Source organism: Bradyrhizobium sp. RP6 (assembly GCF_003837805.1).
Lineage (GTDB): Bacteria > Pseudomonadota > Alphaproteobacteria > Rhizobiales > Xanthobacteraceae > Bradyrhizobium.
Genome location: NZ_RQIT01000002.1, coordinates 729,728 through 756,329, shown reverse-complemented (window position 1 = coordinate 756,329; position 26,602 = coordinate 729,728). Strand labels below are relative to the sequence as shown.

Below are 26,602 nucleotides of genomic sequence, written 5' to 3'. Positions count from 1 at the left end.
TAACCCGAGATTAACACGGGCTATCTATCGTCCGTGCAACTTTAACTCTCGTCGCACGCCATTGCCGGACAGATCATGAAAATCGGTACGCTCCTGACCAGCGCCATTGTCTCGCTCTCGACCGTCGGCGGCGGCCTCGCCGTCTACGTCGCCGTGACGAAATACGAGACCATGGAACGGGTCGGCGAGGCGCAAGGCCGCCTGGCCATCGTCCGCGCTGTCAGCGATATCCCGCGCTATCTCAATCCAGAGCGCGGCTTTTCCACTAACATTCTCTACGGCCCTGCGAGTATTGACCCGGCACTGCTCACTGAGCAGGACAAATTGCGCAAGCAGACCGACGGCGCCCGCGACAGGATGAACGCACGACGCAAGGAGCTGCCCGGCTCCTTCGACGACGGCAGCACCATGGGCAGCAATATCGACGGGATCGATGCGAAATTCACCGCCTTGCGCGAAGCCATCGACAAGGCGCTCGCCGGACCGGCGGAGGCCCGCAAGGACGCGGCCAAGAAGATCGTCGCCGACAATGCCGTGCTCAATGCAGGTGTGACCGCGCTTCTCAACGAGCAGGTCCGCCGCATGGCGATCCTCAATGGCGATGCCTACCGACAGGCCAGCTACGCCAACATCGCCATGACATTGCGAGACGTCGGCGGCTTCAATTCCAGCCTCCACAAGAATCTGGTCGGCGGCAAGAAACCGGCAACCGACGCCGAAAAGGCCGACATCGCCCGCTCACAGGGCCGTAACGACCAGATCGTGATGGCGCTGCAGGAACTGCGCGGAAATCCGTCAACCCCTGCGAACGTAGCCGGGGCCCTGGAGAAGTTCAACGCGATCTATGTCGAGGAGTTCGGTCGCGAGCTCAAGCTGGTGAAAGACGGCGCCGTCACCGGCAAATACGAGCACGATATGGACACCTATTACGCCGCAACACAGCGCGGCCTCGGCACCATCATTGGCGTTCGCGATGCCTTCTACGACAATGCCGAGCAGATTCTCGCCAGCGCATCTTCGGCCGCCCGCACCAGCTTCATCATCGCCCTTGGAGGTCTCCTTGCCGTGCTGATCGCCAGCGCCGGCCTGATCGTGATGGTCCGCCGCCGCGTCTGCGCCCCGATCGTCGGCTTGACGACGCGCATGACAAAGCTTGCCGATGGCGACGTTGCCGGCGAGATCCCCGGCGCCGAGCGCTCCGACGAGATCGGCGCGATGGCGGCGGCGGTTCAGGTCTTCAAGGACAACATGATCCGGGCCGACCGGCTCGCCGCCGAAAAGCAGGCTGAGAACGATGGCAAGATGCGGCGCGCGCAGGCGCTCGACAGCCTCACGCTAGCCTTCGAGGCGAAGGTCACCGAACTCGTCGGCGGCCTGTCCCAGGCCTCGGCGACCATGGAAAGCACCGCGCAGTCGATGACCTCGACGGCAGCGCAGACCAACAGCCAGGCCGCGGTGGTCGCCGCCGCCTCCGAACAGACCTCGAGCAACGTGCAGACCGTCGCCAGCGCCACCGAAGAGCTGACCTCCTCGATCGCCGAGATCGGCCGCCAGGTCGCCCAAAGCACCGAGATCGCCGCTCGCGCTGTCGACAACGCGCGCCGCACCGGCGACACCGCCCGCGCGCTCGCCGAGGGCGCGCAGAAGATCGGCGACGTCGTCACGCTGATCCAGAGCATCGCCGAGCAGACCAACCTGCTCGCGCTGAACGCGACCATCGAGGCCGCCCGCGCCGGCGATGCCGGCCGCGGCTTCGCTGTGGTCGCCTCCGAAGTGAAGTCGCTGGCCGGCCAGACCGCCAAGGCCACCACCGAGATCTCCGAGCAGATCACGGCGATCCAGACCGCAAGCGACGAGACCGTGGCCGCGATCCGCAACGTCGCCGACGTTATCGCCGAGATCGATCAGATCGGCACCGCCATCGCCGCCGCGATCGAGGAACAGGGCTCGGCCACCAAGGAGATCGCCCGCAGCGTCCAGGAGGCCGCCCGCGGCACCCAGGAGGTCAACAGCAACATCTCCGGCGTGCAGCGCGCCGCCGACGACACGGGAGCTGCCGCGAGGGAGGTGCTGGGCGCCGCCGAGCAGCTCTCGACGCAATCGCGCGATCTCGCCGGACAGTTCGACCGCTTCCTCGGCGAGGTCAGGGCCGCTTAAGCACGATACGGAAGAGTGCGCAGCGGTTTTCCGAAACGATCATGCTGAAACGAAAACCTGAAGCGCGATGACGGTTCATCCTGGTCGCATGGCGCTTCAGTAAGGCGGCGCCTTCCGCGCCCGCTGCGCTTTCGCCGCCTCGATCCACCACAAGAGATCGTCGGCAAAGCGCGGGAACGAGCGCTCCAAGGCCTTGCCGCCCTCTCCGATCGGCTCTGCATCCGCCGACAATGTCTGCGCGATCGGGCCGACGCCGATTGTGCTCGACACCACCACCATGCCCATTTCCGACAGCGTGCCGTGCCAGGCCGTCGCGGCGCGCGCGCCGGACAGTCGGCCGGCGGAATAGCTCACGATCGCGGCCGGACGCCAGAACCACTCTTCGAGGAAGTGGTCGGTGAGATTCTTCAGGCCGGGCTGGATGCCCCAATTGTACTCGCCGGTGACGAAGACGAAGCCGTCCGCGTCCCGGATCTGCCCGGCCAGCTTCTCCAGCGCCTCGGGCGCCGAGCCCTTGGGATATTCCTTGTACATACGGTCGAGCATCGGCAGGCCGATCGCTTTGGCGTCGATGAATTCGACTTCCTCGCCGCGGCCGCGCAGCCGATCGATGACGAAGTTCGCCAGGCGGATGCCCATGCGGTCGGAACGGTAGGAACCGTAGAGAACGAGAATGCGATTGCTCATGGCCGGACGGTAGCACGAAACCGGTGTCCGATCCTACCCGGTTTGGCGAACTATCGGCCGCGACCGCGTCCCAGCGTTTGCGACGGCGACTCGCCGAACTGGTCGCGGTAGCTTCTGGAGAAATCACTGAGGTGCCAGAAGCCAAACGCCAGCGCGACCGCCTTGACGCTATCGGCCCCGGCGAGAAGCCGCCGCCGCACCAGCCACAGCCGGCGCAGGCGCAAATAGCGATGCAGGCTCATGCCCCGATAGCGGCGGACGACGTCGTGCATGGTGCGAACGGACAGCCCGAGCTTGCGCGCGATCTCATCGCTGTAGATCGGCTGCGACAAATCCTCGGTCAGCAGTGCGCGGATGTCGTGGAACATCCTGAAATTCCGCCCGTCGTTGGGGCCGAGGGTCCAGCGGGCCGAGACGACGGTTTCGAAGACCTCGTCGACGGCTCCGAGCAGGGACTCCTTCATCGCCGCGCCCTTCGACGAAAGCTCCGGCGCCTCGGCCGGGCCGGAGGCCTCGGCCAACACCTCACGAACCACGGTGCGCAGCCGGTGCAAGCCGGCCGCGGAGACCTCGAAAATCTTGAAGCTCGAGAGCGTGGGCGGCCAGCCTCGATCCTGCACCTCCGGTCTGAACACCACCGAGGCGATTTCTCGCTGCACCTCCTCAACGGTGGTGTAGGCCGCGCCGCCGCTGCCGATGACCACGACCGGCCGGGCGCGTTGCGAGCCATTGAAGCGAACGGGGACGTCGAGGTCGTCCATCGTGAAGCCGATCGCCGTGCAATTCCCGACGAGCTGTGCATCAACGACCCGCGGAAACGCGTGCGTCAAATTCACGTCGCAACCGGGCAACGACAGGATCGTCTGCTCAGCCGAAATCTTCCGTACGAAAGGCGTGAAATCGAAATTCAGCCCGCGTATGGCACTTCGAAATTCGTCGACGTCTGAAAAGCGAAAAGTGTTGAGTGCCAGTCTCGGCACATCGTCAATGCTGTTCATGAAAATATGAAACGCAACGTGGCGTAGACGTGCGTCCGGCCGCGACGCCGGTTCGTTTCCCCCTTCGGTTTTCCGTTACCTTGAAAGGATCAATCTTAACGTGTCCTGACCAATTAGCGAGGAGCCAGTTGAAAGAAAAAGCGGGCACGTCTGTCTCTCGCCAAATTTCGATAGCGTTTCCCGCCCAGTTGACGGTGCCGGATTACCCGACTTTCGATCCCTAAAATTCAAAATTAACGACTTTGAGGCGCAATAGCCGTCGTTTGATCGTCAAAGTTATTTCGAATTTCAGGCCCTGCCATGACGGCAAATTCGCCTGCTGATGTTCTGGTCGAATTGGAGGACGCGGTCGCAACGTGTCCGCTAGACCGCTGCGCGCGCGTTCTCTCCGGCATCATGCAGCTGCTCGCCAGCAGCCGCGACCGGTCCCAGGAATTGCTCGCCAATGTGGTCGACGGCGTTCTGCTGCGACTGACGGAGCGGGTCGAGGCCAGTGCGCTGATTGAGCTCAGCACGGCACTTGCGGAGCTCGCGGTAGCTCCGCCGAAGACGGTGCAACGTCTCGCCTCACACCACGATCCGAAGGTGGCGTGCCCTGTCTTGCTGAGATCGCAGTCACTGTCCACGGCCGATCTCAAGTCGATCGCGGCCTCGAGCGACGAGCGGCAGCAACGCGCGATCGCAGCCCGCGCGCCTATCGATCCGCCGGTGATCGAGACGCTGATCGAGGGCGGCGCCCGCAGCGTTTGCATTGCGCTGATCGCCAACACAGAGGCACGATTCTCTGACGCTGCCTACGCCAGGCTCGTCGAGAAGTGCCTGACGGATGATGAACTCACGAAGGCGCTGGCGCTCAGGCCGGACACGCCGGATCCGATCATGCGAAAGTTGCTGTCGGCCTCACCGGCTCCGACATCCGGCACAGGGACGAAGGCGACCGTCTCGCCTCCAGCCGCAACGGCCGCGCCAATCGTCCCCAAGCTGCCCAGCGCGGCCGCCTATGCAAGCGCGCGCCCGGAGATCGTCGCGCTGAACCGCATCGGCAAGCTCAACGATTCCACGGTCAACCGCTTCGCCATCCGCGGCGAGACCGCCAACCTCGTCACGGCGCTATCGGTGCTTTCGGGGACTCCCATCGAAATCGTCGAGCATGTCATGACCGACGACGATTGCGAGGGTCTCGTGATGGCCTGCCGTGCCTCGCGGCTGAACTGGCAGACCACGTTGGCCATCTTGAGCAATCGCTGCGGCAGAAGGCTTTCCTTCGCCGAACGCGAACGCGCGCAGCACATTTTCGAGACACTGCTTCTGTCGACCAGCCAATGGACGGTGCGCTGGGGAGAAATTGCCGCGAACGCCAAGGAGAGCAGTCGGGAACATCGCGGTGCAAAAAAGATGGGGATTAACCGATGAAATTCGACGGTCGCAAGGCCTCTCGCGTGAAAATGGACCACAGGCAGCCGGTCAACCTCATGGGATCGGACGGCACCTGGCGACGCCGTTGCGTATTGCTCGACGTGTCGCAAAGCGGCGCCAAGATCGAGGTCGAGGGCACGCTCGACGTGCTCCAGGCCAAGGAGTTCTTCATGCTGCTGTCGTCGACCGGCCTCGCCTATCGGCGCTGCGAACTGGTCTGGATCGACGGCACCACGGCTGGAGTCCACTTCGTGACGGCCGACGGCAAGAAGAAACCTGCAGGCACACCAGCGCCTGCGCAGACCGCGGCTCAGAGCAAATAGATTCGAATATTCCACCCGCTGTTTGACATTGATACAGTCGAAAAGTGCAGGTCAGATCGTGCAGCACGCGCCAACCAGATCCGGCCCGGTCAATGGTGAAGGCGGCATCCGTCAGTCGCGAACGGATCGCCCCTTCCTGCACGTGCTGGCGGACACGTCCGACAAGCTTTCGGGCGTCTGCTCGATCCTCGAAGAGAAATTCACCATTGCTGGCGAGCGGCTCGTTGCCGATTCCAAGCTGTCGCAGACGCCGGCCGCCATCGTCATCCGCGCGGAGCTCCGCGACGTCGACAACATCGCCGCGATCAAGAAGCGCGCCACCAAGCTGGCGAAGGCCAGGAAGCGCATCTTCCTGCTCGAGCACGCCTCCCACGTCTGCATCTCGCAAGCCTACGCGCTCGGGGCGACGCTGGTCCTTCCCGCCACAGTCAGCCGGACCAGGCTGCTGGCGGCGCTGGCCGATCCGGCCGACGGCGTACCCGCTTCGTCAGGCGACACGTCGCAACCTGGCAACGCCGTCGAGACCGCCGCGACCGCGATCGCATCGATGTTCACGGCTGTGACCCTCGGCCAACCGCTCGACGTCGACGGCGCCAGGGAAGCCGGTCGCCAGATTGCCGACCGTATCACCCAGCATGGCCTGACGGAATGGCTCATGACGGTGCGGCGCCATCACGAAGGAACCTATCAGCATTGCCTGCTCGTGACCGGCGTGGCCATCGACTTCGGACTGAGCCTCGGCGTCGGCAGGACCGACCTGGAACGTCTCTACTCGGCTGCCATGTTCCACGACATCGGCAAGGCGCAGATACAGCTCGCCATCCTCGACAAGCCGGGCCGACTCGATGCCGCCGAACGCGCGCTGATCGAAACGCATCCCGCCGCCGGCTACGAATTTCTCAAGGGGCATCACGGGATCTCGCCGGAGATACTCGATGCCGTCCGCCATCATCACGAGTACCTCGACGGCAGCGGCTATCCCGACGCGCTCTGCGCCGAGAGCATTGGCGACATCGTACGAATTCTAACGATCTCGGATATTTTTGCGGCGCTGATCGAGCACCGGCACTACAAGCCGACCATGCCGCGCGCGGAGGCCTACAAAATCCTGTGCGGGATGAATGGGAAGCTGGAAAAAGCACTGGTCCACTCATTCAAGCCGGTCGCGCTCACGCGGTGAGCGCGGCAGACCCGCCTCGAACGCGGCCTAATGGGTGGCGCGGTAGCTGGCGCGGTGCGGGATGGACCGGCAGGCCAGCCCCTCGGCCAGCAGCTTCATGTCCTCGTGCCGGCCGCTGCGTATCAGCCGGCCGAACTCTTCGGCTGTGAAAGGAAGACTTGGATCGTCATCGATCGTGTGCCGCACTCGCGGACCGAAGAACCGTCGAACCAGGCTAGCCAGCCGCCGCATGTCAATTCCCTCGCGCCAGCAACAAACCTATCAGTCCGCATATTGTTCCTCCTGCACCCTCGAGATTGCAAGAGGCCACTCGCGACACCGCAGCAAAAATTTCCGCCAGAGAATAATCTCCTCCTGTCGTGCTAATCGGCAAAACCCACGTAACGCACGAACTCGTCGTTGTGCTCGCGGTCCGAGCGAACGGCATTCGCGGCGAAGCTGTCGTCGGGATAGCCCATCGCGACGCAGGTCATGATGACCTCATTCTCCGGAATCCTGGCGACCTCGCGCACGATGTCGGAACGCATGATGCCCTGTCCGTTGATCACGGAGCCGAGGCCGCGGTCCCACGCCGCAAGCACGATACCGTAGCAGAGCGCGCCGAGATCGAAATGGCAGACCGCGCCGGGATCGAGGACACGGTCGTAAGTCAGCACAAGCGAGACCGGCGCGTCGAACTGGCGGAAGCCGCGCAGCACCCAGTCCTGCCGCATCGGCTTGTCGTCACGCGCGATTCCCATCGCGCCGAACAGCTTCTTGGCGATGTCGACCTGGCGCGTGCGGTGCACACCCTGATACTCGCCGTGGCTGACGATGTCGCGTTTGACCGTGGCGCCGCTGGCCATCTCCTCCATGTTGCGGCGGCGCACCTCTTCCAGAGGTGTGCCGGTGAGCACGTGGACATGCCAGGGCTGTGTGTTCATCGACGACGGCGCGCGCTTGGCGCTTTCGATGATCGCCTCGATCACCGCGCGCGGCACCGGCTCGTTCCGGAAGCCGCGCACGCTGCGGCGCGACTGGACCAGCGTTTCGAATTCCACCTCGTGAACCTCCCTGCCTCGTTCGTTGCAGCGCGGTGCCGGTTGCCGACGCGGCGCGCAAAACCTATGCTCACGACCAAGCAAGACCAAAAACTCTGTGTGGACCCGCCACACCCCGTGAGGACTCAAAATGGCCGCGCCGCTCGATCCCGTCATCGCCCAGATCATTCCGCTCATGCCGATGCGCGATCCCACCACGATGACGCCACAGAGCGCCCGCGATTCCTTGCGCGCACTGGCTGCCTCGCGCGCGGCCATACCGCCCCCGCCCGTCGATAGCGTGCAGGACGTCAAGGTGAAAGGCGGCGCCGGACCGCTCGATGCACGTATTTATCGGGCCGGCACCACGCCGGCACCGACCGTGGTGTTCTTCCACGGCGGCGGCTGGGTTGCCGGCGACCTCGAGACCCACGACCGGCAGGCGCGCAATCTTGCGATCGAGACCGGCGCGGTGGTCGTCTCCGTCGACTATCTCCGTCCGCCCGAGACGCGCTTTCCCGGTGCGTTCGAGGATGCCTTTGCCGCCGTGAGCGACGTGTTTGGCCGCGTCGCGGAATTTGGCGGCGACGCAAGCCGCATGGGCGTTGCCGGCGACAGCGCCGGCGGCAATCTCGCGGCCACCACCGCGATCGCCTGCCGCGACGCCGGCATCAGGCTGGCCGCGCAATTGCTGGTCTATCCCGTGACCGATGTCTTCGGCGCTTACGCCGATGCGGGCGAGAACGCGCGCTTTCCGTCTCGCGCCGAGAATGCCGAAGGCTACTTCCTTACGCGCGCCACGATGGAATGGTTTTGCGGCCACTATCTCGCCGATCCCGGCCATGCCGCGGACTGGCGCGTCTCGCCACTGCGCGCGGGATCCCTTGCCGGCGTCGCACCCGCGGTCGTGACCACCGCCTGGTTCGATCCCTTGCGCGACGAGGGCGCCGCTTATGCGCGGGCACTGGAAGCCGCCGGCGTCCGCGTCAAGCATCATGAGGGCCCCGGCCTGATCCATGGCTATTTCGGCATGGGCGATGCCTCCGAGGTCGCACGCGCCGAAGCGCAGCGCGCACGCGCTGACTTCAAGGCACTGCTCGCGCGGGGTGCCTGAAGTCGGTCAGATGCTCCGCGCGCGCTGCGCCGCGGTGTGCCCCCACGTCTCGTCCCAGTCCTGACCGGAGGCGTCGACGACGCGGCCGTCGGCTTCGAAAAACTTGTTCGGCACCTGGAAGATCGCCAGGATCAAGGCTCCGTCCGGACACCACGCGGCGTGCCGGCTGCCCGCCTCGCGCCAGATGAATTCGCCGGCCTTGCATGCGATCCCCTCGGCCGGGCCCTCCTTGTCGACAAGTGCGCCTTCGATCACCCAGCTCTGCTCGATGCCGACATGCTCGTGATCGGGCAGCACCGATCCCGGCGCAAAGCGCATCAGGGCGGTCATCAGGCCCGTGCGGCGATCGAACAGCAGCGTCTTGGCCTCGCACCCCGGAAAGCGGGTCTTCTGCCAGTCCATGTCCTGGGGCCGAACCAGGTGGGAATGCCGATCGGCCAATCGTTCGCCCCTCGGGATCGTGGCGTCCATAACGATGCTCCATCCAGCCAAGCTGATCGAAGCTAGCAGGATCGCCCGCCGGGGTCAGCGAGCAGTGCAACAAGGATGGACGGCCACCGACCGCGCCCGAAAAATCGGTACGTCGACCGGACGACGTCCGCTCATCCTGCTTGATTGCGCCATGATTCCCGGCTCCAATCTCCCGGCCATTTCTGGTTTCAGGAGACACCCATGATGAAGCGGATTTTCCTCGCAGCGATTGTTGTCACCTTTGCAGCGGGCTCGGCATTCGCACAAGAAACCTGCGAGAGCAAAGCGATCGGCAAGGACGGCAAGCCGCTGGCCGGGGCCGCCAAGTCCTCGTTCCTGAAGAAGTGCAAGGCCGACGCCTGCGCACCCAAGGCCGTCGGCTCCGACGGCAAGCCGCTCGCCGGCGCCGCCAAGAACAGCTTCATGAAAAAGTGCGAGACCAGCGCGTAAGGGCGCTGCGAGTTCGTTGATTCTTTAGCGAGCAATTGCTCCACGAACTCATCATGCCCGGGCTTGTCCCGGGCAACCATGTTCTTGCTTCCGCGCGGCAAAGCACGTGGATGGCTGGGATAAGCCCGGCCATGACGGAAAGAGTCACTCCCGCTTGAAGCGGTAATCGAACGCCCCATCCAGCGGCCTGATCCATCCCACCGTCGGCGTCGGAAAATGCACCGGCAGGATCAGCGTGTCGGTATCCGCGACGGAGGCGAAGAACTTCCGCCGCGACACCGCCGACTGCTTCGGATCCCAGTCCGGCTTCGCCGACCAGTCCGGCTCGCGGCACTGGATCTGGTGATGCATGAGATCGCCCGCGATCACCGCACTGTGGCCTCTGGAGAATATGTTCACGCAGCAATGGCAGGGCGAATGCCCCGGCGTCGGTGTCAGCGTCACGGTATCGTCGAGCGCGTAATCGTCATCGACCAGCAGCGCCTGCCCGGCCTCGACGATCGGCAGGCAATTGTCGCGGAAGACCGTGCCCGGCGGATTGCTGCCCTTGGCATGCTCGGCTTCCCAGGCCGCATATTCGCCCTTGTGGAATACGTATTTCGCGTTCGGAAACGTCGGCACCCAGCGTCCATCGCGCAAACTCGTATTCCAGCCAGTATGGTCGATGTGCAGATGCGTGCAGAAGACGTAGTCGATCTGCTCGAAGCCGATGCCGAGCGCGAACAATTCGTTGCGCCAGCGTTCCTTGCCGGGAAAGTCGAACGGCGGCGGATGACCCTTGTCCTCGCCGGTGCAGGTATCGACCAGGATGGTATGGCGCGGCGTCCGCACCACGAAGGTCTGATACGTAATAACCATCATACCGCACTCGGCGTCGAACACCTCCGGCTCCATCGTCGGCAGATGGCGGGCGAACACGCGCTCGTCATAGGCCGGGAAGAAATCCTGCGGCCGCCGCCACGGCCCTTCCCGCTCGATCACCGCATCGATGGTAATGTCGCCGATCCGGAGTTGCTTCATGGTTGTTTCGCTCCCTTTTTTCGAGGAGCGTAGCGCGAGGCGTCAACGCGTCAAGCCGCGCAGCGGAATGCTAGCTCCGCAGCCCCGGAGCCTCCTGACCGGTCCGCGCGACGTATTCCGTATAGCCACCGCCGTACTGATGAATCCCCTCCGGCGTCAGCTCCAGCACGCGGTTCGACAGCGTCGCCAGGAAGTGCCGGTCGTGCGAGACGAACAGCATGGTGCCCTCGAAGTCCGACAGCGCATTGATCAACATCTCCTTGGTGGCGAGGTCGAGATGGTTGGTCGGCTCGTCCAGCACCAGGAAGTTCGGCGGGTCGAACAGCATCTTGGCCATCACGAGGCGCGCCTTCTCGCCGCCTGAGAGCACGCGGCAACGCTTCTCGACATCGTCGCCGGAGAAGCCGAAGCAGCCGGCGAGCGCGCGCAAGGAGCCCTGCCCCGCGGTCGGAAACGCATATTCGAGTGACTCAAACACCGTCTGCTCGCCGTCGAGCAGGTCCATCGCGTGCTGGGCGAAATAGCCCATCTTGACGCTGCCGCCGAGCGCCACCGAGCCCTCGTCCGGCTCGCTCGCACCGGCCACCAGCTTGAGCAGCGTCGACTTGCCCGCGCCGTTGACGCCCATCACGCACCAGCGCTCCTTCCGGCGGATCATGAAGTCGAGCCCGTCATAGATGCGCTTAGCTCCATAGCCCTTGTGCACGTTCTTGAGCGCGACGACGTCCTCGCCGGAGCGCGGCGCCGGCGGGAAGTCGAACGCGACGCTCTGGCGGCGGCGCGGCGGCTCGACGCGCTCGATCTTGTCGAGCTTCTTGACCCGGCTCTGCACCTGGGCCCCATGCGAGGCGCGCGCCTTGAAGCGCTCGATGAACTTGATCTCCTTGGCGAGCATGGCCTGCTGTCGCTCGAACTGCGCCTGCTGCTGCTTCTCGTTCTGCGCCCGCTGCTGCTCGTAGAATTCGTAGTCGCCGGTATAGGTGGTGAGCGAGCCGGAATCGATCTCGATCACCTTGGAGATGACGCGGTTGATGAACTCGCGGTCGTGCGAGGTCATCAGCAGCGTGCCTTCGTAGTCGTGCAGGAATTTTTCCAGCCAGATCAGGCTTTCGAGGTCGAGATGGTTGCTCGGTTCGTCGAGCAGCATCACGTCGGGACGCATCAGGAGAATGCGCGCCAGCGCCACGCGCATCTTCCAGCCGCCGGAAAGTTTTCCGACGTCGCCGTCCATCATCTCCTGGCTGAAGCCGAGACCGGACAGCGCTTCGCGCGCACGGCCGTCGAGCGCGTAGCCGTCGAGCTCCTCGAAACGATGCTGCACCTCGCCATAGCGCGCGATGATCTCGTCCATCTGATCGGCCTTGTCTGGATCGGCCATGGCGGCCTCGAGCTCGCGCAGCTCGGCCGCGACCTCGCTGACGGGGCCGGCGCCGTTCATCACCTCGGCCACCGCGCTGCGGCCAGACATCTCGCCGACGTCCTGGTTGAAATAGCCGATGGTGATGCCGCGATCGGTCGAGACCTGCCCCTCGTCGGGCAGCTCCTCGCCGGCGATCATCCGGAACAATGTGGTCTTGCCGGCGCCGTTCGGCCCGACGAGGCCGATCTTCTCGCCCCTATTCAGGGCGGCGGAGGCTTCGATGAACAGGATCTGGTGGCCGGCTTGCTTGCTGACGTTGTCGAGGCGGATCATGAGGTCTTTTGGGGGATTTTTGCGTTGCAGCGTCATAGGCCATGCGGGCTTCCAGGGGAAGCCCGGCACCAGCGCACCACCCCGGCCGCAATACCGTCGTTCAGACCGCAGCTTTCGGGATTAAAGACCCGATGACCCACCTCCTGGTGGTCGAGCCGCCGCCGGTCTTGACGATCGTCACTTCTTGAGGATGCCCGTATTGGTATTTCCGAGCTGCTGGATGGCAGCGTTTGCGGCGGGCGTGTTGTAACTCGGTCGAGATCCACCGCCTTCCTGATCAGAAGGGGTAGCACCGGGTCTTGCGCCCGTCGTTCTCCGGTTTTTTGCATCGAGGGTGTTGGGGCCTGGCGAACCGCCAGTTCCGCTGAGCGTCGTCCCGTTCGAGAGCGTCGAGCCACCCGCGCCGCTCGAACCAGCCGTGCTCGCGCCGCCGGATGAAGAACCGCCTGAAGAGCCTCCCGAGCTTTGTGCCATGGAGAACGAAATGGTGCCCAGAAGAATGATCACGACCGCCGCAAGAAGCCTCATTTGTCCTCTCCCTCGATCCGTTGCCAGCTCCGAAATCGCTGGGTTCCTCGTGATGAATCGCGCACACGCGCAGCTCCTATCGACGGCGAGCGATCCATGCTCCGGCTAGAAAAGCCACAAGCAACGACCTCAAAGGCGCCTTGACTGTCACCTGGCGCAACTGGTCGGCCCATCGCTTCGCGGTGTCCGACGAGGGCGAACGAAGTTGCGGGCCGAAAGCCCGTGTTTGCTCTCGGGGCCCCGACCGGGGGCTGGACGTCTGCTGTATGCCGCCCTGATCGTCCGTCAGCCCGGAGGCTTCGGTCATTGCCGCGGCGTCCTTGATGTCCATGCGCGCGCTCCAATCCTGGTCCGTTGCGGAACTACTTGATCCCAGACGCCCGTCCGGCTCTGATGACAAGCGCGTTGGGAACCATGGGAGCAGCTATGGCGCCGGCATTCGTGCGAACTATATGATTTCGAAGGCCCTGCCGTACTGCTCCCTTGAAGAAACCCTTGCTCATCTTTCTGTTCCTCGTCATCGCACCGCTCACCGCATCGGCGGCGAGATATTTCTGGCTGGGCGATGACCGCCAGAATTGGCAAACGGCCGACCGGTCGAGTGCGGGTCTTCTGGCCGCCGCAGCCGATCATCGCGAAGCCGTGATACGGGTGTTCGGGGCGAGAACGGTGAGATGGCGCAGCATCTTCGCGATTCACACCTGGATCGTCGTCAAAGAGAAGGATGCGGCGACCTACACCCGCTATGACTACACGGCGTGGGGCGAGCCGATCCGCACCAACGGCTTCGCTCCGGACGGGCGGTGGTTCGGCGCTGTGCCGGAAACCATCGTAGCCGTCGATGGAGAGCGCGCGGCGGCGCTGATCCCGAAAATCCGATATGTGATCGAAAACTACAAGTTTCGATCCTATGGAGATTACAGCGTCTGGCCTGGTCCCAATTCGAACACCTTCGTGCAGGCGGCACTCGACTCCGTCCCTGAGCTCCGCGCCGTCCTGCCGCCGACCGCGATCGGCAAGGACTTCCCGTACACCGGCAAATGGTTCGGCCTGACGGCGTCCGGCACGGGCATCTACGCCTCGCTTGCCGGATACATCGGCTTCTCGCTCGGCTGGGTCGAAGGTCTGGAGATCAATTTCTTCGGCGCCGTGCTCGGGCTCGACATCCGACGCCCGGCGCTCAAGCTGCCTGGGCTCGGCCGCTTTGGGGTAACGCCAGGCCTGTGCCGGCAAGGATTTCAAGTCGGGCCGTCGGCTGGTTCACGCTAGCCTCGGCGGGGCTAGGTCGAAACGGCCAGGTTCGCCGAGCCGGTGGAAACTCGGAGGGCCTCATCCGCACTCTCGGCTCGGTGCCCGAAATCGCCTCTCAGCGCCATGAGAGCTCGGCGTTCCTCCTCGATTTCATAGGAAGTGCGAAAGCCCAGCTTCCTCAACACCGGGACGGGAGGGCACCAGCCTTGGATGGCGTGCTGAAACAGAAAGCTCGTCACCAACGCCGGAAGTGCAAGCCAGCGCCGGCTGTTGGTGGCGGCCAGCGCGACGCCGGCGAAAGCGATCACCGCGGCATTGGCTTCGATCGCTCTCTCGATATCCCATTCTTCGTCGATTTCTCGTAGGCGGACGGGGATTTGATCGCGGTGCTGGGCGAAATAGGCAACGTTGGCCTGCATCGTGCGTTTGATGCGGCGGTTGTCGGTCTCGGATGAATGGAGAGGCACCCGGTTTCGCGTCGTCGTCATCAAAGCCTCCACGCGCTCGCCCGACTACGCATGAGGTTCTGGTTTGTTCCTAAGCCGTTGCCATCGGTCAGGTCGCGATTGCCGCTCCGATCATCCGGAGATTGGCTCCGTGCCGATGTAAAACGCGGTCTCGTCCCCCAGAGCTGCCCCGCCCAAGAAGAACGTTCAATCTGCCGGCATCCGTCTCCGCGATTTCGAGTGGCCGACAGTGCAAGTACAGGTCGCCGTCTACGCCCTTCTCATCAGCTTGAGCGAGGCTGCAAGGCGCAAGCTTCGCTTCCCCGCGAGCGCGATGCCTTCGAACTCGCCGCTGTCTTCCGTGCAGGTCCCGGAGAAGCCGATCCCCACCTCGAGGCCGCCGAACACCGGGTTCTCGCCTTTCGCCGGCGTGTGCTCCTGGTTCAGCATCTCGCCCTTCCAGCGGCCGTCCGCCGAGGAATAGGAGCCTAGATAGTAGAAGAACGCATCGCCGCCGAGGATGCGGCCATCGATCAGGAGCATGACGCCGGAGAGGCCGGCCTCGACGCCATCGAGCGCACGCAGGCCCATCCCATAGAGTCCGTTGGCGATGCCGCCCTGCCCGATCGTGCCGCGCGGCGGCAGCGCGCCGTCATCGAGCCGCGTGAGGTTGGCCCAGAAAGGAGCGCCCGGCATGGTGTCCGCGCCGCCTTCCAAACGAATCTGGTTGCCGTAGAGCCGGCCGCGCGCTGCGATCGAGGCGACATCCGCACCCATCAGCGGCTTGTAGCTGGGGTCCAGATTGTGCCGCTCGGTGATGACCTGGGCGATGATCTCGCCGTCACGCTCGACATAGCTGCCAAGATGCGCAAAGCCCGAATTGCCGCCCAGCATCTTGCCGTCATGCAGGCACATGATGCTGCGGCCGAACCCGTCGTTGACGCCGTATTCAACCTTGTAGAGCCCGTCCAGCAATGCCCTGAATCCACAAATCGGAAAACAATTGTCGGCTACCTAGCATCGTCGCCGCACTGAAACCACCGGCTTTTCCGCGCAGCACCGGCCACGGAACGCACGTCCACCACGATGCCATCATGCCCCTGTTTTGCCCGACGGGTCAAATCGACTTCGCAAAATCCGCATGCGTGTGATTTCAACGGCTTGGCTACTGTGCATGGGGTTGTTTTTTCGACTTTTGTCTCCGGATCGCGGAAAAGGCCCTCACGCGTCAGTGACGCTTGAAGTACTGCACCTCGCGCTCGTGCTTCTCGGCGGCTGCACGGCTCTTGAACGTGCCGAGATTACGACGCTTGCCGGTCTTCGGATTCACCTTGCGGGAATAGAGGCGGTATTCGCCCGATGCCAGTTTGCGGATCATGATCGCGCTCCGTTTTGTCCGGACGTCAACGACGTACGCGCGAGCCAGGTTCCGTCAGGTCCCGGCTCTGCTCAGAAGCACAACGTGGTGACGAGCTTGCCCTGCTTGTCCTTGATCGCGTAGGGACAGCGAATGCGCTCCAGCGCCTTCTTGGCGTCCTCATCGCCGAGCGCTGCGGCGCGCTCGTAATAGGCTTTCGCGGCGTCCTTGTCCTTCGGACCGCCGCGGCCTTCCTGCGCGAAGGCGCCCATCCGCTCCAATGCGCCGGGATGGTTTTGTGCCGCCGCCTTCTCGAACAGTGCACGCGCCGCGGCGTCGTCCTTGGCACCGCCCGTGCCTTCGGAGAGCATCAGGCCGAGCTGGTACTGCGCTTCTGCGTTGGTCTCGGCAGCCTTGCCGAGCAGCGCGCGTGCCTGCGCGGGATCGGCCGGCGCGGCACCACCTGCGCCGCCGAGCGCGGCAAGATTGCTGACGCCACGGGGATTGCCGGCCTGCGCCGCCTTCTCGAACAGCTTTCGCGCTTGCGCTTCGTCCTTGGCGACGCCCGAGCCGGTGGCATAGACGACACCGAGCTCGACCATCGCCGCACTCGATCCCTTGTCGGCGGCCTTGCGCCAGGCCGCGATCGCGTCGGCCGTCTGCCTGTTGGCCGCATAGGCGCGGCCGAGCGCGAACATGGCGCGCCGCGAGGATGGCGCGGCCTGCCTGCAGAACTTGATGGCGGTCGCGATGTCGGAGGACGCGATCTCCGCCACGCCCTTCACGTCCGCCGGCTTGTCGGGATCGCTGGGATCGCCAGCGACCCGGTCGCATAGAACGAGATCGGCCGACTGCGCCTGCGCCGTCAGGGGCACGGCGAGCGCGAAGAGCATGGCAAGGAGGTAAGTCCGCATGGTCATCACGTTGCGTCTCCGCCTCGGCAAATTCAAGGCTCAAGTCCCGACTGGCGCAGGACGGGGGCGACCTCCGGCGACGCCAGATGGCGCAGCAAGCGATCCGCGGCGTCGGCATGTTTCGCGTTCGTCATGCGGCCGGCGGAGAACACGGCCGGCGTCTGCAAATCGTGCGGGATCGGGCCGACGACCTCGATGCCGCCGACCTGCTTCAGCTCGCTGATCTGCTGCACGGCGAGGTCCGCCTCGCCGGTCACGAGCCGCTCCGCCGTAAATCCCTGCTCGACGATGGTGGCCTTGGCGTTGATCTCCGCCGCGATCCCCATCCGCACGATCAGCTGGGCGAAGTACACGCCGCTCGCACCGAGCCGCGAATAGGCGACGGACCGCGCTGCGAGCAGGGTTGCGCGCAGCGCCGCCTCGCTGCCGATACCGGGGTGCGCCTGCCCGGCCCGCACGGCGATGCCGACGAAGGACCGCGCCAGATCGGCCGCGCTCTCGGCAATCACGCGCCCCTCGCCGATCATCTCGTCGAGCCCTTCGCGGGTGAGGATGACGAGGTCGGCGGCCTCGCCCTCGCGCAACCGCTTCAGCAGCGCCAGGGTCGGCGCGAAATCGGCATCGACATGGATGCCGGTCGCAGCCTCGTAGGCAGACGACAGGCTGCGCATCGCGCCCATGAGGCCGAGCGTCGAGAGCATACGAACGTTTTCCATGAGCAGTTCCTGGCGCGATCAGGCGCGATGCATCAGCTTGAGCGTGGCGGTGAGGCGCAAGCTGCGCTTGCCGGCCAGCGCCGTCGCCTCCAGCACCACCTGTTCGCTGTCATAGCTGCCGGAGAAGCCGATGCCGACCTCGCGGCCGCCGAAGATCGGATCGTCCTTGGCCGGCGTGTGCTCCTGGTTGAGAATCTGGCCCTTCCAGCGGCCGTTCGCGGCGGTGTAGCTGCCGAGATAATAGAACGACGCGTCGCCGCCGAGGATGCGGCCCTGGTTGAGCAGCATCACACCGGTGAAACCGCCGCCAAGACCGTCGAGCATCCGCAGATGGAGCGAGTAGAGACCATCGGCGATGCCCGCTTCGCCGACGCCGCCGGCGATCGGCACTTCGTCTTCGGTGATAGGCGTCATCAGCGATTGGAAGGGCACGCCGGGCAGCTCCTTGAGCTCGCCCTTGAAGCGATAGAGATCGCCGTCGGCCCAGCCCTTCGCGATCAAGGTGGCATCGTCGGTGCCGGCCATGGCGCGGTAGCTCGGATCCGGGTTATGGCGGACGGTGTTGATCACGACGTCCACGCCCTCGCCGGACTTCACGTAAGTGCCGATATGGGCGAAGGCCGAATTGCCGCCGAGCATCTTGCCGTTGCCGGCATGCATCACGCTCCGGCCGACGGCATCGCCGAGCTGAAATCTCACCTTGTAGAAGCCTTCAAACACCAGCCGTGTCCCCGGCCCTGCGCGCATCTGCCTCCACTATCCCGCGTTCGGCGGCGATCGACAAGTTTCGCGAAGCCGAGATCGGCAGACACAGGAACGGCTTCCATCCAAATGCAAAAATCCGCCGGAGCCTTTGCTCCGGCGGATTGAGCTCCAACCCGGGCCAGCCCCCAGCCCGGGCCGGGAGGATCTTAGGCCGCAGCCTTCTTGTCGGTGGGCACGGAAGCGATCGTCTTCAGGATCTGCGAAGCGATCTGGTAGGGGTCGCCTTGCGAGTTCGGACGGCGGTCTTCCAGATAGCCCTTGTAGCCGTTGTTGACGAAGGAATGCGGAACGCGGATCGAGGCACCGCGGTCGGCAACGCCGTAGCTGAACTTGTTCCACGGCGCAGTCTCGTGCTTGCCGGTCAGACGCTTGTCGTTGTCCGGGCCGTAGACGGCGATGTGGTCCATCAGGTTCTTGTCGAAGGCGGCCATCAGTGCCTCGAAATACTCCTTGCCACCGACCGTACGCATGTACTCGGTCGAGAAGTTGGCGTGCATGCCGGAGCCATTCCAGTCGGTGTCGCCGAGCGGCTTGCAGTGGAATTCGATGTCGATGCCGTACTTCTCGGTCAGGCGCAGCATCAGGTAGCGGGCCATCCACATTTCGTCAGCGGCCTTCTTGGAGCCCTTGCCGAAGATCTGGAATTCCCACTGGCCCTTCGCGACTTCCGCGTTGATGCCTTCATGGTTGATGCCGGCAGCGAGGCAAAGGTCGAGATGCTCTTCGACGATCTTGCGGGCGACGTCGCCGACGAACTTGTAGCCGACACCGGTGTAGTATGGGCCCTGCGGCGCCGGATAGCCGTATTCCGGGAAGCCGAGCGGACGGCCGTCCTTGTAGAAGAAGTATTCCTGCTCGAAGCCGAACCAGGCGCCGGCGTCGTCCAGGATGGTGGCGCGCTTGTTGGACGGATGCGGGGTCTTGCCGTCCGGCATCATGACTTCGCACATCACCAGCACCCCGTTGGTGCGCGCACCGTCCGGGAACACCGCGACCGGCTTCAGCACGCAATCGGAGCTGTGGCCTTCGGCCTGCTGGGTGGAGGAGCCATCGAAGCCCCAGAGCGGAAGCTGCTCGAGCGTCGGGAACGACGCGAATTCCTTGATCTGAGTTTTGCCGCGCAAATTCGGAGTCGGCGTATATCCGTCGAGCCAGATGTACTCGAGCTTGTACTTGGTCATTGAGCCTCTCTGTAGATGATGCGAAAGGTTGGGGGCCTGGAGGCCCCCGCACGTTTTGTACCCGGCCATCATCGGCCGGCGCTTTCCAAGCATTTTACGTGCCAAAAAGCCGCAGGACGGGCGGTTTTCCACCGCGGCCGGCCCTCCCGCGACCCCGGCGAACCACTCACGGCCCTGTGCGTCATAGCCGCGCACCTTCCCGTGAAGCTGCACTGCAAAATCCCTCGGAAAACGCCCGATTCTGGAGCAGTGAGCATCGCCCCGGAAGCTGCCGACTAAACGCGCATCAACGTCCGGCAATTTTCGCAAACTCTTCGGCCCCTCTCCGGCAACCTTCGGAATGGCCCACGCGTTGGTCAGCGGCATCGTGCCTTCGAGGATGCAGAAGGCCACCTGCCTACAAAATGGGCGGAAACTGATTTCCTTTTCAGCACTTTCCAATCCGGGAAGCGCGGCCGATATGGGGATTCCAGTAACCACAATCGAACGAGTCGGGCGCACCATGGAGGCCAAGGCGCTTCGACCAAGGAGAAATCGTAATGATGAACAATGGTCTTAGTCACGGATCTGCGAAGATCTACCAATTCCCCGTCGGCGGCCGTGCGGCGCTCGGGGGACGCCGTTATGGCGAGACCCGCCTTCCTGCCGATCACGCCTCGCTGCCCTCGAACGTCTCGATCTGCAGCGACAGCTGGTATCACCAGGATGCGGTCGACGAAGCCAAGCCGAAATGGGATCGCTGATGCCAGCCACGGAACTGACAGTGCCGGGCTTTCGCAAGCGACCGGCGACGGTTTGAAAGAGGGTCGAAACAACGGCGTTTCGGCCCTTTTTTAATTCCAGCGCCCCCGGCTAGATCCCGGGCTTTTCGACCACCGCGCATGCCGTGACCGGCCGCTTCAGGTGCTTGACCGTGGCAGGTCCGGTCTTGGGAATCCTCAGCGTGACTCCCGCCCCCGAATAGCGCGCCCCCGAAACCGCCAGCCGCTTGGCGAGCGTGACGGGCTCGCCATCGATCTGGAGGAAGGCGCGCTTGTCGTAGTCATAAAACCCGACGATGAACTGCGTACCATCGGCGCAGCGGTAGGTTTGGAAGGTCTGCGCATCGGCCTGCCGCGCACCGGGCATTGCGCCCGCCAGCATGCTGACCGTTAAGGCAATGGCCTTGTGCCGGCCCATGATCTCCCCCTGTAATAGACCGCAAGGACGCCAAAGGTGCATCCAGTGGAACCATAACCCAAGCTGACCCCATGCAAGACTCCTCGCTGAAAGACTCCCCTGCCCGTCATCTCGCCCTCCAGGGTGCGAGCAATTTCCGCGACCTCGGCGGCTACCCGACCATGGATGGCCGCACCACACGCTGGCGGCACATTTTCCGCTCCAACCATCTCGGCCAGCTCACTGCTGCCGACATCGAGGTCATCCGGGCGCTGGGCGTGCGCAGCGCCTTCGATTTCCGTGGCCTGGAGGAGCGCGCGGCCGGCATCTGCGTCGTGGACGAGATCACGGTGCATTCGCTTCCGATCGAACCGACCGTCGTGGCCGGGCTGCGCGCCGAGCTCGCGAAGGGCACGCTGACCGCGGTCGTGGCGCTCGAGCTCATGCGCGAGTCCTATCGCAATTATGTGCGCCACAACACGCACAGCTTCCGTGCGCTGTTCGGCCATCTGCTAGAAGACCGCGCGCCGCTGGTCATCCACTGCACCGCCGGCAAGGACCGCACCGGCTTCGCCAGCGCGCTGATCCTGCATGCGCTCGGCGTGGCGGACGAGGTCATCGCCGAGGATTATCTCTTGACCAACCGGCACTACAGGCGAGACCCGTCGAACGCCTCCGATCTGCCCGCAGATGTTCTCGACGCGATCGGCAGCGTCGAGGCCTCGTACCTTGCAGCCGCTTTCGAAGCGGTCGGCAGCGAATATGGCGATGTCGAAACCTATTTGCGCGACGGGCTCAAACTCGGCACGGCAGAGCAAGACGCGCTGAAGGCGCGCTATCTGCAAGCGTGATCAGGGCTTCACTTCGGCCGCTAACCAGCCCGCCGCGCTGGTCGCATCCGTAATCGCTTTGCACAAGGCTTTGGAAAGCTGGAGCGTGCTCCAGTCGCCCTGATGAAGCATGTCGGGCAGATCGGTCGGATCGAGCATCTGCTCGAATGACACGCCGTTCTGCACATGCCAATGCCGCATCAAGGCCCATCGCTGAAACAGGTTCACCTTCGCGGCTCTTGCGATCTCACGGATCGCCGACACGATCTCTTCGGAGAGCTCGGCGTAGTCGTCCCGAAGCATGGCGGTCACGTATTGCGGATCGATCAATACGACATCCATCGCAGGCTGACGCGACGGAAGCAATCGCTGCACCCCTTTGGTGATCGCGCCGACGACATCCTTGAACTTGTACTTCTCCTTGTGAAAAACAGCATTGGTTCCGACCTGCCAGAGCACCAGCGACGGGGCGTCGCGAAAGATGTCGGAATTGAACCGCTCGAGTTCTTCCGGCGCCTCCTGACCACCCTTGCCACGGTTGAACACGTCGATCCGCACGTTCGGTAACGGTTCTGCGTAATGCCGCCTCAGATACATTTCGAGACGATAGGGGTAAGGCACAACGTCCTCCCGCCCTGCCGTCGAAGACGACCCCATTGCCACGACACGAACTGGCCCTTGTCCGTGCAGCGCGTCGTAGAAATTTCGCAGCGGATGTTCGAGCTTGATGATGCCTTCGGGAAAGTCCACGGCCGGCAGACTCTCGGACATATCAATCCTTCCCGCCATTCAAGGTTGCAGCGACCATTCAGCCTTGAAGCCGCCGCCATTGCAAGTCCAATTCGGACCGCGCAAATAGTCGGCGCAGTTTTCGACGGACGGAGAAGCACCGTGCAGGGAAAAGTCATCATCGTGACCGGCGCGCTCGGCGCACTCGGCAAGGTCGTTGCCGAGGCCGCGCTGGCGCGCGGCGCGCGCGTTGCCGGCATCGATCACGCGCCTTCGCAATTGTCAGCGACGCCCGAACGCATCGAGATCGGCGGTGTCGACCTGTCCGACGCAGCGCAAGCGAACAACGCCGTTGAGACGGCCGCAAATCATTTCGGCCGGCTCGACGCACTGATCAACATTGCCGGCGGCTTCGCCTTCGAGACCGTTGGCGACGGCGACATGAAAACGTGGCAGCGCATGCATGCGCTCAACGTACTCACCGCGCTCAATGCCTCGCGCGCGGCGCTGCCGCATCTCGCCGGGTCCAAGGTTGGCCGCATCGTCAATATCGGCGCGATGGGCGCGCTCCAGGCCGGCAGCGGCATGGGTCCCTATGCGGCCTCGAAGGCCGGCGTGCATCGCCTCACCGAGGCGCTCGCCAACGAATGGAAAGGCAAGGTCACCGTGAATGCCGTGCTGCCCTCGATCATCGACACCGCGGCCAATCGCGTCAACATGCCAAAGGCCGATTTCTCCAAATGGGTGACGCCACAGGAACTCGCCGAGGTGATCCTGTTCCTCGCCGGCGATGCCGCAAGCGGTGTCACCGGTGCGCTGATCCCGGTGGGCGGGCGGATGTAAGTCGAAGCTTGTCGGCAGCATCGGAGCGGCTGTGATTCAATCTGGACCGAGAAGGCCCTAGACTGCTCCCGACCGATTCTCCGACCGGACGCTCCCTTGGAAACCGCACTCTATCTTCCCGTCAAACGCTTCCTCGAGGAGCTTGGCTTCACGGTCAAGGGCGAGATCGGCGGCTGCGATCTCGTCGGTCTCAGCGCCGGCGATCCGCCGGTCGTGGTCATCGGCGAGCTCAAGCTTGCCTTCAATCTCGAGCTGATCCTGCAGGCGGTCGACCGTGCGCCGGCCGGCGACGAGGTCTGGATCGCGGCGAAGATGTCGGCGCGTGGCAAGGGACGCGAGAGCGATGCGCGCTATCGCAATCTCTGCCGCCGTCTCGGCTTCGGCATGCTCGGCGTGACCGATCGCGGCCAGGTCGAAGTGCTGGTGAAACCGCCGACTGCGGCGCCACGCCGCGAGCCGAAGGTGCGCTCGCGCCTCGTCGCCGAGCATCAGCGGCGCCAGGGTGATCCCGTGCTCGGCGGCAGCACCCGCGCACCGATCATGACGGCCTATCGGCAGCAGGCTCTGGCCTGCGCGTCGGCGCTCGCCGAAGGCCCGAAGCACGTGCGCGAGCTGCGGGAACGCTGTCCCGATGCCGGCAAGATCTTGCTTAACAATGTGTATGGCTGGTTCGAACGCACTGAGCGGGGGATTTACCGGCTCACCGAAGCCGGAGACGCAGCCCTGAAGCGCTGGCCTCAGCAACGGGTGGAGGTCGTTGCAGGTGCTGTGTCACCGCCATGACACCCGAACGGTGCATAGCTGAGCTGCCACACCGATTTCATATTGCAATGCAACATTCAGGGCACTAGGTATCCCGGCATCAAAACGAGGCCGTTATGAGCGCAGACTGGAACACCAAATATGGCACGCGGCGCGTGCGCCACGATCCGCCCACCCTGGACGAGGCGATCTTCGCCGCCGTTGGTATCACCGACGATCAGGCGCAGCAGGCCGAAATCGCCGCAGCCTTGATGGGAATGCCGCTCGACGTCGTCCAAGCCGAGGTGAAGAAGCAGGCCCGCACCAACAGCCGTATCACTGCCACGCGCGTCATCGCCGGTGAACAGGGCGCGCAGCGCTCCGTGGTGGTCGAGCGCCGCGTCGTCCGCCGTTTCGGCAACGACAAGCGCACCGGCACCTGAGCGTTCACTTCACTACCCAGAATACGAAAGCGGACCGGCCGTGCCGGTCCGCTTTTTGATTCCTGGCCGTTACTCTCAGGCTATGCGGCGCGATTGCCGTACATGCTCGAGATCAGCTTCCAGCAAGTGCTGTTGAAGCTGAGAAGAGCGCGCCCGGCTATGAACGGCGAGGCCGCGAGATCGGCGAGTTCGGCCTTAGGGGTCTTGGCGAGGTCGATCGTACCGGTCGATTCGCCCTGGCGGAATGCCAGATGCGCCCCAAACTTCCTGGCGAGCGCCCGCATCGCGTGATTCTCGGCGCCTGTGGTGATGCGCAGCTGCTTGTAGCCTTTCCAGCGCGCCTCCGCGATCAGACGACGGAACAGCACCGTGCCGACACCCTGGCGGCGTGCGGAAGCTTCCACGCTGAAGGCGACCTCGGGCAAGCAACCATCTTCCGGGGGATGCAGCTCGGCCGCGCCGCGGACCACGCCATCGACGATATAGGCAACGATCACGGTGCCGTCCTCGGCGCAGCGGGCGGCGTAACGCTCGATGAAGCTGTCGTCGAGAAAACCGTTGAAACGGTCATGTCGGCTGCCGGCATCAAGCCTCAGCAGATGGTCGCGCAGGAGCGGCAATTCTTCCTGCTGGATCAAGGTCCGTACATAGCCGGGAACGGTGCGGACCGTCTCTTCAAGTACCACGTCAGAACTCCTCTTGGTGTCCCTCGAGGAGGCGTTCGAATCCCTAGGCCTCTCATATTGTGCATCGCACCATAATTTTCAAGACGGGGACCTGCCCAAGTTAGAAGGCACCGGAAGCGACTAATTCGTTAATAAAATCAAGCCCCCGTAGTCCTACAGGACCAGCTGCGTCTGGGTCACCACGGCGACCAGCTTGCCGTCCTCGGTTTCCAGCCGGGTGGTCCAGATCTGGGTCCGGCGACCACGATGAATCGGAGTGGCCGTGGCGATGACCATGGTTCCCTCCTTGGCCCCGCCGATGAAATTGGTCTTGCTCTCCAGCGTGGTCGTGCCCTTGGCGTCCTCGGGCAGATTGATCACGGTCGCCGCCGCGCCGACGGAATCGGCCAGCGCCATCACTGCCCCGCCATGGATGGTATGGTGAAGCGTGCAGAGATCGGGCCGGACCGTCATCCGCGCCACCACGCGGTCCTTCTCGGCCTCGACGAACTCGACGCCCTTGAACTCGGCGAACGGCATCTTCATCGCTTTAAGTCTCTCGAGCGGCGTCATTACATCTCCTCCCAATTGCTTGTTGTCTCAGGGTGAATTGCTTCGCGCGGCAAAGCAATGACCTCCGAGGTAAGCGCGGTGCTGACATATGCGCCGCGTTCGCGCATATGCTCCCTCCATGCGCCACTTTCCGCCCCGCCGCGTCGTCTGTCTCACCGAAGAGACGGTCGAGACGCTCTATCTGCTCGGCGAGCAGGATCGTATCGTCGGCGTCTCCGGCTACGCCGTGCGCCCACCGCAGGTACGGCGCGAGAAGCTGCGAGTAGCGGCTTTCGTCTCCGCGGACATCCCGAAGATCCTGGCATTGGAGCCGGACCTCGTGCTGGCGTTTTCCGATCTCCAGGCCGGCATCGTCGCTGACCTCGTCCGCGCCGGCATCGATGTCCACGTGTTCAACCAGCGCGACATCGCAGGGATCCTGGCGATGATCCGCACGCTCGGTGCACTGGTCGGAGCCGCGGGGTGCGCGGAGCACCTCGCACAAGGTTTCGAGCGGCGCCTCGCGGCGATCGCAGCAGCGCCCCGCCCTTCACCGCGGCCAAAAGTCTATTTCGAGGAATGGGATGATCCGTTGATCTCGGGCATCGGCTGGGTCTCCGAGCTGATCGAGATTGCCGGTGGCAAGGACGCCTTTCCGGAATTGCGCCATCGGCAGGCGGCGAAGGATCGCATCATTTCACCGGACGCCGTGCGTGAGGCTGCGCCTGACGTGATCCTCGCATCATGGTGCGGCAAGAAGGTCGTGCCCGCTCGCAGCAGCGCGACGGATGGAGCGGAATCCCGGCCGTACGCGACAATCGCGTCGTAGAGATCAAGTCTCCGGTGATTTTACAGCCGGGACCCGCGGCGCTGACGGACGGACTCGATGCGATCGTGGCGGCGTTGTGGTGGTGAACGCGCCCAATCTGTTCGTCGCAATGACGTCTGAGGAGTC

Annotated in this window: 31 protein-coding genes and 1 pseudogene; 13 read left to right on the top strand and 19 right to left on the bottom strand. The window is 64.0% G+C overall.

What is annotated here, in order from left to right; all coding sequences use genetic code 11:
- Positions 1-75: 75 nt before the first annotated feature.
- Positions 76-2,157 (top strand): methyl-accepting chemotaxis protein, encoded by a 2,082-nt coding sequence (locus tag EHH60_RS08510; protein ID WP_124158981.1) that lies wholly within the window; start codon positions 76-78, stop codon positions 2,155-2,157.
- 96 nt (positions 2,158-2,253) lie between these two features.
- Here the strand turns inward: EHH60_RS08510 and EHH60_RS08505 are convergent, their stop codons facing one another.
- Positions 2,254-2,844, bottom strand: coding sequence for an NADPH-dependent FMN reductase (locus tag EHH60_RS08505; RefSeq protein ID WP_124158980.1), 591 nt, complete (start codon positions 2,842-2,844; stop codon positions 2,254-2,256).
- Positions 2,845-2,894: 50 nt separating this feature from the next.
- The gene (locus tag EHH60_RS08500; protein ID WP_124158979.1) at positions 2,895-3,842 is read right to left on the bottom strand and encodes a helix-turn-helix domain-containing protein; all 948 of its coding nucleotides are present in this window, start codon (positions 3,840-3,842) and stop codon (positions 2,895-2,897) included.
- A 300-nt stretch (positions 3,843-4,142) separates the two neighbouring features.
- On the opposite strand from EHH60_RS08500, the gene EHH60_RS08495 reads away from it, so the two are divergent.
- From EHH60_RS08495 to EHH60_RS08485, 3 genes are read left to right on the top strand one after another with little or no spacing between them, the layout of a single operon-like run.
- Positions 4,143-5,255 (top strand): DUF2336 domain-containing protein, encoded by a 1,113-nt coding sequence (locus EHH60_RS08495; RefSeq protein ID WP_124158978.1) that lies wholly within the window; start codon positions 4,143-4,145, stop codon positions 5,253-5,255.
- Positions 5,252-5,581: a PilZ domain-containing protein gene (locus tag EHH60_RS08490; RefSeq protein ID WP_124158977.1), complete on the top strand. Its 330-nt coding sequence runs from the start codon at positions 5,252-5,254 to the stop codon at positions 5,579-5,581. The genes EHH60_RS08495 and EHH60_RS08490 overlap by 4 nt, the downstream gene beginning before the upstream one ends.
- A gap of 58 nt (positions 5,582-5,639) precedes the next feature.
- On the top strand, positions 5,640-6,761 hold the full coding sequence (locus EHH60_RS08485; protein WP_124158976.1) for an HD-GYP domain-containing protein: 1,122 nt from the start codon (positions 5,640-5,642) through the stop codon (positions 6,759-6,761).
- A 27-nt stretch (positions 6,762-6,788) separates the two neighbouring features.
- Here EHH60_RS08485 and EHH60_RS08480 read toward each other — a convergent pair whose 3' ends face one another.
- Positions 6,789-6,992, bottom strand: a complete 204-nt coding sequence (locus EHH60_RS08480; protein ID WP_124158975.1) for a hypothetical protein — start codon at positions 6,990-6,992, stop codon at positions 6,789-6,791.
- Between the two features lie 131 nt (positions 6,993-7,123).
- Positions 7,124-7,801 carry a nitroreductase gene (locus EHH60_RS08475; RefSeq protein ID WP_124158974.1) on the bottom strand — a complete coding sequence of 226 codons (678 nt, stop codon included), beginning with the start codon at positions 7,799-7,801 and terminating at the stop codon, positions 7,124-7,126.
- A gap of 130 nt (positions 7,802-7,931) precedes the next feature.
- On the opposite strand from EHH60_RS08475, the gene EHH60_RS08470 reads away from it, so the two are divergent.
- On the top strand, positions 7,932-8,894 hold the full coding sequence (locus EHH60_RS08470; RefSeq protein ID WP_124158973.1) for an alpha/beta hydrolase: 963 nt from the start codon (positions 7,932-7,934) through the stop codon (positions 8,892-8,894).
- Positions 8,895-8,900: 6 nt separating this feature from the next.
- Here EHH60_RS08470 and EHH60_RS08465 read toward each other — a convergent pair whose 3' ends face one another.
- Positions 8,901-9,365 carry a cupin domain-containing protein gene (locus tag EHH60_RS08465; protein WP_124158972.1) on the bottom strand — a complete coding sequence of 155 codons (465 nt, stop codon included), beginning with the start codon at positions 9,363-9,365 and terminating at the stop codon, positions 8,901-8,903.
- A gap of 201 nt (positions 9,366-9,566) precedes the next feature.
- Here EHH60_RS08465 and EHH60_RS08460 point away from each other — a divergent pair, with 201 nt between their 5' ends.
- Positions 9,567-9,815, top strand: a complete 249-nt coding sequence (locus tag EHH60_RS08460; protein WP_124158971.1) for a hypothetical protein — start codon at positions 9,567-9,569, stop codon at positions 9,813-9,815.
- A 144-nt stretch (positions 9,816-9,959) separates the two neighbouring features.
- Here EHH60_RS08460 and EHH60_RS08455 read toward each other — a convergent pair whose 3' ends face one another.
- The 3 genes from EHH60_RS08455 to EHH60_RS08445 form a co-directional block, all read right to left on the bottom strand.
- Entirely contained in the window at positions 9,960-10,835 is an 876-nt protein-coding gene (locus EHH60_RS08455; RefSeq protein ID WP_124158970.1) for an MBL fold metallo-hydrolase, read from the bottom strand.
- Positions 10,836-10,905: 70 nt separating this feature from the next.
- Positions 10,906-12,528 carry an ABC-F family ATP-binding cassette domain-containing protein gene (locus tag EHH60_RS08450; RefSeq protein ID WP_124158969.1) on the bottom strand — a complete coding sequence of 541 codons (1,623 nt, stop codon included), beginning with the start codon at positions 12,526-12,528 and terminating at the stop codon, positions 10,906-10,908.
- Positions 12,529-12,705: 177 nt separating this feature from the next.
- On the bottom strand, positions 12,706-13,056 hold the full coding sequence (locus EHH60_RS08445) for a hypothetical protein (RefSeq protein WP_124158968.1): 351 nt from the start codon (positions 13,054-13,056) through the stop codon (positions 12,706-12,708).
- Between the two features lie 495 nt (positions 13,057-13,551).
- On the opposite strand from EHH60_RS08445, the gene EHH60_RS08435 reads away from it, so the two are divergent.
- Positions 13,552-14,325 carry a DUF3750 domain-containing protein gene (locus EHH60_RS08435; protein ID WP_124158966.1) on the top strand — a complete coding sequence of 258 codons (774 nt, stop codon included), beginning with the start codon at positions 13,552-13,554 and terminating at the stop codon, positions 14,323-14,325.
- An 11-nt stretch (positions 14,326-14,336) separates the two neighbouring features.
- Here the strand turns inward: EHH60_RS08435 and EHH60_RS08430 are convergent, their stop codons facing one another.
- The 7 genes from EHH60_RS08430 to EHH60_RS08400 all read right to left on the bottom strand — a co-directional run bounded on the left by EHH60_RS08430 (position 14,337) and on the right by EHH60_RS08400 (position 19,686).
- Complete coding sequence (locus EHH60_RS08430; RefSeq protein ID WP_124158965.1) at positions 14,337-14,795, bottom strand: DUF2892 domain-containing protein; 459 nt, start codon at positions 14,793-14,795, stop codon at positions 14,337-14,339.
- 228 nt (positions 14,796-15,023) lie between these two features.
- Positions 15,024-15,728, bottom strand: a complete 705-nt coding sequence (locus tag EHH60_RS08425) for a hypothetical protein (protein ID WP_124158964.1) — start codon at positions 15,726-15,728, stop codon at positions 15,024-15,026.
- A gap of 253 nt (positions 15,729-15,981) precedes the next feature.
- Positions 15,982-16,131 (bottom strand): hypothetical protein, encoded by a 150-nt coding sequence (locus tag EHH60_RS08420; RefSeq protein WP_007609497.1) that lies wholly within the window; start codon positions 16,129-16,131, stop codon positions 15,982-15,984.
- Between the two features lie 71 nt (positions 16,132-16,202).
- Positions 16,203-17,024 (bottom strand): tetratricopeptide repeat protein, encoded by an 822-nt coding sequence (locus EHH60_RS08415; RefSeq protein WP_199751364.1) that lies wholly within the window; start codon positions 17,022-17,024, stop codon positions 16,203-16,205.
- A gap of 32 nt (positions 17,025-17,056) precedes the next feature.
- Complete coding sequence (locus EHH60_RS08410; protein ID WP_124158962.1) at positions 17,057-17,740, bottom strand: substrate-binding domain-containing protein; 684 nt, start codon at positions 17,738-17,740, stop codon at positions 17,057-17,059.
- Positions 17,741-17,758: 18 nt separating this feature from the next.
- A complete protein-coding gene (locus EHH60_RS08405) occupies positions 17,759-18,460 on the bottom strand; it encodes a GrlR family regulatory protein (protein WP_124159087.1) in 702 nt (233 codons plus the stop codon).
- Positions 18,461-18,651: 191 nt separating this feature from the next.
- Positions 18,652-19,686, bottom strand: coding sequence for a glutamine synthetase beta-grasp domain-containing protein (locus EHH60_RS08400; RefSeq protein WP_124158961.1), 1,035 nt, complete (start codon positions 19,684-19,686; stop codon positions 18,652-18,654).
- Between the two features lie 539 nt (positions 19,687-20,225).
- On the opposite strand from EHH60_RS08400, the gene EHH60_RS08390 reads away from it, so the two are divergent.
- On the top strand, positions 20,226-20,429 hold the full coding sequence (locus EHH60_RS08390; RefSeq protein ID WP_061876531.1) for a DUF2735 domain-containing protein: 204 nt from the start codon (positions 20,226-20,228) through the stop codon (positions 20,427-20,429).
- A 109-nt stretch (positions 20,430-20,538) separates the two neighbouring features.
- Here EHH60_RS08390 and EHH60_RS08385 read toward each other — a convergent pair whose 3' ends face one another.
- Positions 20,539-20,865, bottom strand: a complete 327-nt coding sequence (locus tag EHH60_RS08385) for an MliC family protein (RefSeq protein ID WP_124158960.1) — start codon at positions 20,863-20,865, stop codon at positions 20,539-20,541.
- Between the two features lie 86 nt (positions 20,866-20,951).
- Between EHH60_RS08385 and EHH60_RS08380 the strand changes: the two genes are divergently transcribed.
- Positions 20,952-21,695 (top strand): tyrosine-protein phosphatase, encoded by a 744-nt coding sequence (locus EHH60_RS08380; protein WP_124159086.1) that lies wholly within the window; start codon positions 20,952-20,954, stop codon positions 21,693-21,695.
- Here the strand turns inward: EHH60_RS08380 and EHH60_RS08375 are convergent, their stop codons facing one another.
- On the bottom strand, positions 21,696-22,445 hold the full coding sequence (locus EHH60_RS08375) for an SGNH/GDSL hydrolase family protein (protein WP_124158959.1): 750 nt from the start codon (positions 22,443-22,445) through the stop codon (positions 21,696-21,698).
- A gap of 120 nt (positions 22,446-22,565) precedes the next feature.
- On the opposite strand from EHH60_RS08375, the gene EHH60_RS08370 reads away from it, so the two are divergent.
- From EHH60_RS08370 to EHH60_RS08360, 3 genes are all read left to right on the top strand, one after another.
- Positions 22,566-23,246 carry an SDR family oxidoreductase gene (locus tag EHH60_RS08370; protein ID WP_124158958.1) on the top strand — a complete coding sequence of 227 codons (681 nt, stop codon included), beginning with the start codon at positions 22,566-22,568 and terminating at the stop codon, positions 23,244-23,246.
- A gap of 96 nt (positions 23,247-23,342) precedes the next feature.
- Complete coding sequence (locus EHH60_RS08365) at positions 23,343-24,029, top strand: DUF2161 domain-containing phosphodiesterase (protein ID WP_124158957.1); 687 nt, start codon at positions 23,343-23,345, stop codon at positions 24,027-24,029.
- A gap of 95 nt (positions 24,030-24,124) precedes the next feature.
- On the top strand, positions 24,125-24,430 hold the full coding sequence (locus EHH60_RS08360) for a hypothetical protein (RefSeq protein ID WP_028182079.1): 306 nt from the start codon (positions 24,125-24,127) through the stop codon (positions 24,428-24,430).
- Between the two features lie 80 nt (positions 24,431-24,510).
- Here EHH60_RS08360 and EHH60_RS08355 read toward each other — a convergent pair whose 3' ends face one another.
- Both EHH60_RS08355 and EHH60_RS08350 read right to left on the bottom strand, forming a co-directional pair.
- Positions 24,511-25,116, bottom strand: a complete 606-nt coding sequence (locus tag EHH60_RS08355) for a GNAT family N-acetyltransferase (protein ID WP_124158956.1) — start codon at positions 25,114-25,116, stop codon at positions 24,511-24,513.
- A 153-nt stretch (positions 25,117-25,269) separates the two neighbouring features.
- Positions 25,270-25,668, bottom strand: a complete 399-nt coding sequence (locus tag EHH60_RS08350) for a PaaI family thioesterase (RefSeq protein WP_124158955.1) — start codon at positions 25,666-25,668, stop codon at positions 25,270-25,272.
- A gap of 118 nt (positions 25,669-25,786) precedes the next feature.
- Here EHH60_RS08350 and EHH60_RS08345 point away from each other — a divergent pair.
- A pseudogene (locus tag EHH60_RS08345) lies at positions 25,787-26,562 on the top strand (cobalamin-binding protein).
- Positions 26,563-26,602: the final 40 nt, after the last annotated feature.

Coding starts and splice junctions, on each gene's coding strand:
- EHH60_RS08510 (WP_124158981.1), top strand. CDS start 76: ATGAAAATCGGTACGCTCCTGACCAGCGCCATTGTCTCGCTCTCGACC.
- EHH60_RS08505 (WP_124158980.1), bottom strand. CDS start 2,844: ATGAGCAATCGCATTCTCGTTCTCTACGGTTCCTACCGTTCCGACCGC.
- EHH60_RS08500 (WP_124158979.1), bottom strand. CDS start 3,842: ATGAACAGCATTGACGATGTGCCGAGACTGGCACTCAACACTTTTCGC.
- EHH60_RS08495 (WP_124158978.1), top strand. CDS start 4,143: ATGACGGCAAATTCGCCTGCTGATGTTCTGGTCGAATTGGAGGACGCG.
- EHH60_RS08490 (WP_124158977.1), top strand. CDS start 5,252: ATGAAATTCGACGGTCGCAAGGCCTCTCGCGTGAAAATGGACCACAGG.
- EHH60_RS08480 (WP_124158975.1), bottom strand. CDS start 6,992: ATGCGGCGGCTGGCTAGCCTGGTTCGACGGTTCTTCGGTCCGCGAGTG.
- EHH60_RS08470 (WP_124158973.1), top strand. CDS start 7,932: ATGGCCGCGCCGCTCGATCCCGTCATCGCCCAGATCATTCCGCTCATG.
- EHH60_RS08465 (WP_124158972.1), bottom strand. CDS start 9,365: ATGGACGCCACGATCCCGAGGGGCGAACGATTGGCCGATCGGCATTCC.
- EHH60_RS08460 (WP_124158971.1), top strand. CDS start 9,567: ATGATGAAGCGGATTTTCCTCGCAGCGATTGTTGTCACCTTTGCAGCG.
- EHH60_RS08455 (WP_124158970.1), bottom strand. CDS start 10,835: ATGAAGCAACTCCGGATCGGCGACATTACCATCGATGCGGTGATCGAG.
- EHH60_RS08450 (WP_124158969.1), bottom strand. CDS start 12,528: ATGATCCGCCTCGACAACGTCAGCAAGCAAGCCGGCCACCAGATCCTG.
- EHH60_RS08445 (WP_124158968.1), bottom strand. CDS start 13,056: ATGAGGCTTCTTGCGGCGGTCGTGATCATTCTTCTGGGCACCATTTCG.
- EHH60_RS08430 (WP_124158965.1), bottom strand. CDS start 14,795: ATGACGACGACGCGAAACCGGGTGCCTCTCCATTCATCCGAGACCGAC.
- EHH60_RS08420 (WP_007609497.1), bottom strand. CDS start 16,131: ATGATCCGCAAACTGGCATCGGGCGAATACCGCCTCTATTCCCGCAAG.
- EHH60_RS08415 (WP_199751364.1), bottom strand. CDS start 17,024: ATGCGGACTTACCTCCTTGCCATGCTCTTCGCGCTCGCCGTGCCCCTG.
- EHH60_RS08410 (WP_124158962.1), bottom strand. CDS start 17,740: ATGGAAAACGTTCGTATGCTCTCGACGCTCGGCCTCATGGGCGCGATG.
- EHH60_RS08400 (WP_124158961.1), bottom strand. CDS start 19,686: ATGACCAAGTACAAGCTCGAGTACATCTGGCTCGACGGATATACGCCG.
- EHH60_RS08390 (WP_061876531.1), top strand. CDS start 20,226: ATGATGAACAATGGTCTTAGTCACGGATCTGCGAAGATCTACCAATTC.
- EHH60_RS08385 (WP_124158960.1), bottom strand. CDS start 20,865: ATGGGCCGGCACAAGGCCATTGCCTTAACGGTCAGCATGCTGGCGGGC.
- EHH60_RS08375 (WP_124158959.1), bottom strand. CDS start 22,445: ATGTCCGAGAGTCTGCCGGCCGTGGACTTTCCCGAAGGCATCATCAAG.
- EHH60_RS08360 (WP_028182079.1), top strand. CDS start 24,125: ATGAGCGCAGACTGGAACACCAAATATGGCACGCGGCGCGTGCGCCAC.
- EHH60_RS08350 (WP_124158955.1), bottom strand. CDS start 25,668: ATGACGCCGCTCGAGAGACTTAAAGCGATGAAGATGCCGTTCGCCGAG.